Here is an 8044-nt window from a genome sequence, read left to right as displayed (position 1 = left end):
ATCCTCGGCACTCAAACTGATATCCCCACTCAACGCTTTGCCGTTCACCTTCCGGCTGTTCGGCACCGCATTCTTGGCCTGACTTACCGTTTCCGACAAACCAAGGTTTTTTACAAATTCATTTTTATTGGGAATATCTGCGCCATTTTGATCTCTGGCTAATTTGCTATTGGCATTGTTATTAGCATTTGTCGCATTAGTATTGGCTGCTGCTGCATTGTTATTTGCCGTAGCTGCCAGATCATAAGCGGTTTTTACGGCTTTCGGAGTAGCAGCAGTCGTTTCATCGTTACTGTCAGTGACACTGTTTAACCTAACAAAGCCTTTATCTTTCGCTGTAGCATCAGGATGATTACGGCTTTTTTCATGTTTTTTAATGGAACTATCCACATATTCACGCGTTGCCAGCACTACAGATGGATCAATCTTCAGAGTGACCGAATCAGTGCTGCTGACAATTAAAACCATCCTAACTGCCTGCGTTCTACCCGATCCTTCCTGCAATTGAGGCTTGTAAGTTTCAGGGCAGTTTGCCACAGCAATCATCACACCTTCGCTGTCAAACAGGCCAATTTCACGTATCCACCATCCCCCTTCATTTTCAGGGATAATCTGTTCAGCAATAATCTGACTGGTATTAACAGGATCAACACTTAATGTATTGATTGCAGCACGGCGCTTTTCATTAATTAGTTTTGTCTGGTTAGTATCGGGTGCTGGTAATTTACCACCACCATCACCGACCGCCATATGGGTGATATCAACCGCTGTACCAAGAGCAGTGGCATTCGCCAGTTTTGCTGCCCCCAGACTGGTTAAAATTGCAAAGTATTTCATAATGAAATCCTCATTGTATCAATGATATGAAGTGCTGCGCCTATAGGCGCATTATTACTAATAGTGATAATCTCAGGGGTATAAGCATAAACCGTGAGATCATCACCGCTATAACTTGCAGCGGAACAGTAAAATTCACCTTGCACATCCAGATTGACGGATAAACCAATTAGATGGCGACTTACAGGTTTAGCGTCAGAAATCAACCGTTCCAGCTCTAAAAAAGTTTCCTCGGTAATGCCACTATCTAGGACTCCTACATCAAGCCGAAAAGTGCCAGGGGCATCGTTAGTTTGCCACCATTCTTGAACTTTAATGAGATAGCCTAAAGGTTCCACAACACGACGAATCGCGCCGATAGTGCCCTTATGCGTGTGTAAAAACAGCGAACTTTTAACGACTTCGCGTTTAGTTTTCTCCGGCCAGTTTTCATCCCAGCGATCAACAGACCATGCCCATGCTAAATAAGGCAATAATGGTAGCGGGCAAGTATCAGGGTTCCATAACTCACGTAATGGCACCGAAATGTTTTGCAGTTGAGCACACGCTTTAGCTGCTGCTACCTCTAGTGTGGTTGAACCGGTCGGTAGCAGACGATCATTCATCAGAACCTCCCACAGTCAGTTTCGCACTAGTGCAATAAGAAGCTTGAGTTTTATCCAGTACTACATCCTGAGTCGGCGATTTCAGTTCTACCCGTTGTACACCTTCTACATGCAACGCGGCATAAATAGCAGACAACCGAATATCACGCCCCAGTCGATGCTGAGCTTCCACATAACGTTTCAGTTTTTGTTCAGCTGCAATACGAATAGGCTCGGCTTCTGGTGTAGGGTAGAGATAAAGCACCGCATCAATCTGGTATTCCACCACATTAGCAGACTGGACTTTCACCCGATCAGCCACAGGTCGAACATTTTCGTCATTCAGAACGGCGGCAACTTTGTCCAGCAATTCCTGTGAGGCCACACCATTATTTTCCCGTGACATAATGGTAACGATGACGTTTGCTGGTGATGGACTAGTAGCAGACGCATCTGCGATACGCCCATCAGCACTACGGGCATGATACTCGTAAGCACCCACCGGTCCCGCAACACTTAACCCCTCAAAAGCTTGTGGGATACGGACACGGAAATCGTTATCGGATTCCATGACCGCAAGTGTTGGTGGAATAGTGCTGTTATCTGCTGGCTTTAACACCAGTCGGGTAATATTATTGTTTGCTCCCAGCAGGTCTAAATCGTTACCGGAAGCATAAGCTACCATTACTGCGCGGGCAGCTTCATTCATTCTCTGACGTAGTATCAATTCCCGGTAAGAATTTTCTTCAAGCAGTTTCACTAATGGTTCTGATTCCAGTTCCAGTGTACGGGCAATGGCCTCCTGTTGTTCTTTAGGATAAAGGGATATCAGCGTAGCTTTGCGTTCAGCCAGCAAACTTTCATAATCCAAAGGTTCTACCACATCCGGTGGCGGCAACTGGCTCAGGTCGATAGTCGGCATTGTTTCACCTCACAGGTATGGATAAAGAAAATACTCCGGTGGACTGTTGATAATAACCAGTGATATCCACCGTCATTTTGCCGTCTTGTTGAGTATTTATAGTGATAGCTGTTAGATTAACCCGTGGCTCCCAGCGGCTAATCGCTGTATAACTGGCTGCCATAACTTGTAAGCGCAACGCAGCATTCTGCGGCCAGTCAAGCAGTTCAGGCAGCAGGGAACCATAAGTACGGCGTGCCAAACGGCTACCTACAGGGGTAAGTAATATGTCACTGACAGATTGGCGAACATGCGCCAAATCTGTCAGGCTATGACCAGTTTGCCGATTCATACCAAGGTACATCATTATGCCGGACCTCCTGATGTGTCACCGCCTGACCTAACGCCGGTGTGTTTATGGGAATCCACGATCACACCATTAGAGCTGAATTGCCCATTGGTGTGTTCAATGTTACCGGCCATTTTTCCACCTTTCTGTACCACTAGACTGGATGTTGTCAGCAAATTGGTACAAATAACTTCCGGTGTATCCAGGGTGATATTACTGCTTGCAGTGCAGGTAATTTCCGGAGCAGTGATATGAACAGAACCGGAAGCATTCACTGTGGCAGTTTTAATACCACTTACCTGTAAGGCACTGGATTTCGGCTCATATTCCATCACTGCTCCATCAGGAAAAGTAATATGGACAGCTTCAGCGGAAGCCGATGGCGCCGGAAATTCATCAGAAAAAATAGCCGGTAACACAAAGGCAGTGGTCAGTTCTCCGCCTATGGATAGTAATAAAACCTGCTCGCCAATACTGGGAGCCCACCAAGTACGGGTATTGCCCGCTCGCAGTGTCAACCAGTGCAACCAGTCGGTTTCGATGTTTCCTGTTGCGACACGACATATACCCTGAGTGGTATCCACTTGAGTAATAACGCCAGTTCGGATCAGGTTGCGCAATAAGCGCATCAGTTCAGTCAGTTGTGTGTTCATGCCGGAAAGAATGCCATTAAAGATGGAGGTCGGCATTAAGAGAGGATTGTAGGAGTAACCAAACAAGTTTAGTAAGTAATGCATTGTTATATAAGATAATAATGTTGATTATAAAAATAAAGATATTGGGTATGTTTCATGTGAACACAGTAAGTTTGAGGAGATAGAAATCTTTTAAATACGTATCACTTAAATATTTATGATAAGAACAATTTGATACGTACACATCAGGAAGTGTTTGTAATGAAAGCGCCCACGAAGTCCTCGCGGGCATGTAAGGTATGACTACTGTTAAAATGAGGTTTCGGGTTCTGGGAGGTTTTCAACAGTGAGGTTTTCACCATCTTCACGAACAAGTACTCGTTCAGTTAATTTTAAGCCAATTTTGATATTAGTAGCGTCTTGGCTGAATGAATCCACCGCAAAAGTGAAACCAGTTTTGCGCAATTCTGGATTGGTCATTAAATCTGGCTGGTTTTTCCCTATCCACTGAAGTAGCGGTACTATCAGAAAATTCAAGTCACCAGTGTAATAACTGATCGTTAGATTGAGTACGTAGTTGTATTCAAATGAGAGAGATTTAGTCGTTGTTGCTATCACCACGCCTTTCTCAGCTGACATACTTAGAGTGCCTGGGTAAGCGTGCAAATATGGTACTTTTTTAATCAGGGTTTGACGCAAGAATTTAGGTTTTTTCATCGTGTTTTCTCCTTGTAACATTTTCAATTTTGCACTGTCTAACCACGTCTCTAACATAATGTTGCAAGTAATCTAATTTGGCTTGATCACTGATTATTCCTGCTCGTATGTCGTAAACAGTGCGTCCAACAATTGCAGTGAGTTCGATTTTGGCTGCATTGTCCATGCTGCTGGTTGGAGAAGTTCGGCTTGCGACGAGCTGACAGGTTGCAAGGTTGGCTGATACGATCCGCATCCGACGCTTGCCAGTGGTAATATCAGTACGTAAGGCTGTATTTTCTTCTTGGGCATAAGCAAGTTCCTCTGAATAATGACGATCAAGTTCAGCAGCTGTATCCTGTGCAATTTTCATCCTTTGGATTGCTGCTGTGGTATCAGATTGAGCTTTATGACTGATGATTGAGAGCTGGTCTGTATGATGCTGTTTTAATGTGGCAAGTTCGGCGGTGAATGACAGCTTAGTCAACCACCAGCCAACGGTATAGCCAGCTGCTGCTGCAATGAGTAGTGGTATCCATAAAATCCTCATTTATTCAGCCCCCCAACAAACAAGCTGAGATTCCTGATCTCGACGATTAATCTGACCATAACAACCTCCGTATTTCCCATTGGTCTGACGGCAATCGCGCCCACCGTCATATATCCAGCGTTTAATTTCCGCACAAGCACCTTTTTTATCCCCGGAGCTCAGTTTTCGGTAGAAAGTAGAAGAGAAGCATTTAGATGGTCCGATATTGTATGGGCAGAAACTGGCGATGCCTGCAACTTGTGGTTCAGTCAACGGAATATGAACATTGCATTTTACCCATGTTATGGCCTTTCTAGCTTCAATTTGGTTAAATTGTTCACACTGTGTGGCTGTCAATTTCATTCCCTTTTTAACAGATTGACCGTCAATGTGAGTTATGCCACGACAGATTGTCCATACACCACCTGCATCCTGATAGGCATTCAAACGGTTTCCTTCTTTTTCATCCAGAAACTGAGAAAGAATCACTGTTGAGCCGGCACCCCCAAGTATTAACCCAATAACAGCCCGGCTGAGTCTGGTTTTGGTATCTGGCATATCAAAGCTCTCCTGGTGCTTTCTGCACTAATTCATTGACTATCCTGGCAGATTCAGAAGCAGGCTCAGTTTTCAGACTTTCCAAAATGTCTTGCAAAATGCGTGTACGCTTCATCTGCTCCCGACGGTTTAGTAGATAAGTCATGATCCCCAGTGCAACACTGGCAAAAACGCCGATAAAAAAGCACCATTCATAAAGCGATAACCCTGCAAAAAAAGCGATCAAACCGGCACTACCATAAGTAGCATGGCTGTATTTATCCATTCGTCGTTTTTAATCCCAGAGTTGTAAAATAGGCTTTGTTGCGGCAGGCATAGCCTCTGGCATTTCAACCACTGTGCCATGTGGCAGGATCACTCCATATTCAGCCAGACCTGGGTTAGCGACCAAGACTCGTTCTGTCACGCCCTGAGTCCGTCCATAATGACGCCAACACAAGGCATCGACAGTATCACTTTGTTGTGCAATTATTTTCATCGGATATGCTCCCCTTGTTACAGGAAATATAGATAAGTCAAAGCATTATGGTGTGCTAACGAGAGGGTAGAAACAACAGTGCAGTGTTGTTAAGGGGGTAATACAAATAGGAAGCAAAAGGTTATCTATGCGATTACACCTATCCATTAAATGAAAATGCTTAGTCGAGCGATTCTATGAATATATAACAGAGATATTTATTAATTCTTGGTGAGGTTTTTTTATACTTTTTAAGTGGTTGGGTAAGATGGACCTGGAATGTGGAGAAATGTAAACAATTCACTCTTTCAGAAAAGAGAAAACGGCCCAGAGAAGGAGTCAGGCCGTTCATATATCGGAATCCAATATCCCGTTTGCTCAAAATCTATGAAGTGAACAACATTAATTTACACGATTAATAATTTAGCAATCAACTATCATTTTTTCAAACTTTCTGAGTCAATTAGCTGAATTACCTCTTTATTTTTTGCAGCGTTTTTTGTACATGTTACTGATACAGAAGCATTGCTGCTCACCTGAAACAAATGTTTGTATGTTGAGGTAAGCCTATTTTTTCAACTTATATTCAGTACAGTCATTACTGGTCGCAAAAGCTAGATTGGCGTACCAAACAAAATTTCCGCATATATATTATTTACCTGTTACATTCACTCTTTTTGCAGAGCTTATTCTTCAAGCGTTTCGTGATAATTAGTAAGCCGTTTTGTAAGTGGTGTCGACAACTCAGCAATCCAAGCTAAGGCTAGTTCCTTATCTTCAGAATGATTACATTCACAGCTCGTTGCCATTCTGGCAATGAAATTAATACGTTGTGCTATCACTGATTCCATAAGAAAGTCCACCGCCAAACTTGCCTCCGTATAATTAATACTGTATGCGCATACAGTATACTCTAATTAGGAAAACTTAAAGTAGTTTTTATTTTTTCTGGTAATTAAATTTGATAGGAGTGAGTCATTACTTATTGTTTTAGATTAAAAAATTAACAATAATAACTATAGCTTCCTCACTACAATTAGCCATGATGTATAAATTTTATCTTACACTTAAGCTAGACAAACTCTTTAGATGATACGACTTAATAGGGATATAGATTGAAATCTGAATGTTCATGATGCAATATCTCTAATTGAATTTCTAACAAGTTCATTTTGGAACATTTTAGATCTTAATTAGAGATCATTTTGAATAAAATCAACTCGCTAAACTGTACTTTCAATGAAAAAAAACATAACTGAGATAAAAATGGGTGCAGATAGTGGAGGAAAACAAGCTATCGAGCGCCTTGTCCGAGCATATGGATTCAAATCACGCCAGGCACTTAGTGACCATTTAGGCGTCTCTAAAAGTACAATGGCTAACCGCTACTTAAGGGACAGTTTTCCAGCCGACTGGGTTATTCAGTGCAATCTTGAAACTAATGCTTCACTGCTATGGTTAAGCACAGGACAGGGAGAAATGTTCCCTGATGGGAGAAGGAAAAAAGAATCTTTAGAAAATATTATTGCTCCGACGATACGACGCGTTAAGTTAGTAGGTGGAAAACTGAACACTGATAGCTCTGTAGTTTTAGATAGTGAACTTATTACCAAAGAAATAAAAAAACCTCTTATTGTGGATGATAACAACTCTTGGTATTTGTTGGATACAGAAGAGTCTGGTGTTCAGGATGGTTTATGGTTGGTTGATATAGAAGGGATGCATAGCATTAAAAAGATCACAAAGATTCCTGTCAGTAAAATTCGAGTCTTTGATAATGATGTTACTTTTGACTGTGCAATTGATGAAATTAACTTCGTTGGTCGAGTTTACCTAATGATTTCAAGAAACTGACGACTTTTCAGTTAGCTTTCAGGTGTGTAGTTCTGTACTTTATCAGGAATACCCAGAATACATGGTTTCACACTCAGTTGGTTTTGTGCACAGAGTTTTTTTAGCCTTCACCAGTGACAAACATGCTGGTGATAGCTCTCTTTTCTGTTTCACCTTCTGCCTTACAGGCAATAGGACAGGTTGAAACTGACCAACAATATTTCTGTCTCAATGTAATTTATTAATTTTAATAATGTTTAATCAATTTTTCTTAGGGAGTTTTGCTAGGATTGAAACATTCTGTCTGTTAAATCTACATGGTAAGGAATAACACAAATTGGGGATAATTATTATTTTTATGGTAGTTCTAAATCGTGTCTATCGGTTGTTTTACCACTCATTTTACCCTCCAAAATTTGTGTAAAATTCATACTCCAAGATATATTTCACTGTAAATCACCAATCTGGTCATTTATTGACACCCGGATATAGCCAATCTTCGCCATGTGCAATCCCACTTAATACCAATGAGAGACTATTTTTTTAGAAATTACCATAAGTTAACCAATTTTGAAAAACCTTGGTTTGTCGGAAACGGTAAGTCAGGCCAAGAATGCGGTGCCGAACAGCCGGAAGGTGAACGGCAAAGCGTTGAGTGGGGATAT

Annotated in this window: 12 protein-coding genes; 1 reads left to right on the top strand and 11 read right to left on the bottom strand. The window is 41.9% G+C overall.

Annotation, left to right across the window (positions count from 1 at the left end; all coding sequences use genetic code 11):
- The 11 genes from ABR397_RS21485 to ABR397_RS21435 all read right to left on the bottom strand — a co-directional run.
- A partial coding sequence (locus ABR397_RS21485) for a phage tail protein (RefSeq protein WP_350307492.1) occupies positions 1-837 on the bottom strand: 837 nt, incomplete at its 3' end.
- Complete coding sequence (locus ABR397_RS21480; RefSeq protein ID WP_350307491.1) at positions 834-1442, bottom strand: phage tail protein I; 609 nt, start codon at positions 1440-1442, stop codon at positions 834-836. The genes ABR397_RS21485 and ABR397_RS21480, both read right to left, overlap by 4 nt.
- Entirely contained in the window at positions 1435-2343 is a 909-nt protein-coding gene (locus tag ABR397_RS21475) for a baseplate assembly protein (protein WP_350307490.1), read from the bottom strand. Before ABR397_RS21475 ends, ABR397_RS21480 begins: the two co-directional genes overlap by 8 nt.
- Before the next feature lie 4 nt (positions 2344-2347).
- Positions 2348-2689, bottom strand: coding sequence for a GPW/gp25 family protein (locus tag ABR397_RS21470; RefSeq protein ID WP_036841226.1), 342 nt, complete (start codon positions 2687-2689; stop codon positions 2348-2350).
- On the bottom strand, positions 2689-3324 hold the full coding sequence (locus ABR397_RS21465) for a phage baseplate assembly protein V (protein WP_350307489.1): 636 nt from the start codon (positions 3322-3324) through the stop codon (positions 2689-2691). Before ABR397_RS21465 ends, ABR397_RS21470 begins: the two co-directional genes overlap by 1 nt.
- Positions 3325-3615: 291 nt before the next feature.
- Positions 3616-4023, bottom strand: coding sequence for a phage tail protein (locus ABR397_RS21460; protein ID WP_350307488.1), 408 nt, complete (start codon positions 4021-4023; stop codon positions 3616-3618).
- Positions 4010-4552, bottom strand: coding sequence for a lysis system i-spanin subunit Rz (locus ABR397_RS21455; RefSeq protein WP_350307487.1), 543 nt, complete (start codon positions 4550-4552; stop codon positions 4010-4012). The genes ABR397_RS21460 and ABR397_RS21455 overlap by 14 nt, the downstream gene beginning before the upstream one ends.
- Complete coding sequence (locus ABR397_RS21450) at positions 4553-5089, bottom strand: lysozyme (protein WP_350307486.1); 537 nt, start codon at positions 5087-5089, stop codon at positions 4553-4555.
- A gap of 1 nt (position 5090) precedes the next feature.
- Positions 5091-5354, bottom strand: a complete 264-nt coding sequence (locus ABR397_RS21445; protein ID WP_036841231.1) for a phage holin family protein — start codon at positions 5352-5354, stop codon at positions 5091-5093.
- A gap of 9 nt (positions 5355-5363) precedes the next feature.
- Entirely contained in the window at positions 5364-5567 is a 204-nt protein-coding gene (locus ABR397_RS21440; protein WP_036841233.1) for a tail protein X, read from the bottom strand.
- A gap of 665 nt (positions 5568-6232) precedes the next feature.
- Positions 6233-6415 carry a hypothetical protein gene (locus ABR397_RS21435; protein WP_350307493.1) on the bottom strand — a complete coding sequence of 61 codons (183 nt, stop codon included), beginning with the start codon at positions 6413-6415 and terminating at the stop codon, positions 6233-6235.
- 370 nt (positions 6416-6785) lie between these two features.
- On the opposite strand from ABR397_RS21435, the gene ABR397_RS21430 reads away from it, so the two are divergent.
- The gene (locus ABR397_RS21430; RefSeq protein WP_350307485.1) at positions 6786-7400 is read left to right on the top strand and encodes a phage repressor protein CI; all 615 of its coding nucleotides are present in this window, start codon (positions 6786-6788) and stop codon (positions 7398-7400) included.
- The last annotated feature ends 644 nt before the right edge of the window (positions 7401-8044 follow it).

The organism is Photorhabdus viridis, assembly GCF_040256935.1.
Classification (GTDB): Bacteria; Pseudomonadota; Gammaproteobacteria; order Enterobacterales; family Enterobacteriaceae; genus Photorhabdus; species Photorhabdus viridis.
Note: the sequence above shows the minus strand (reverse complement) of the source record. Positions and strands in the feature narration are given on the sequence as shown.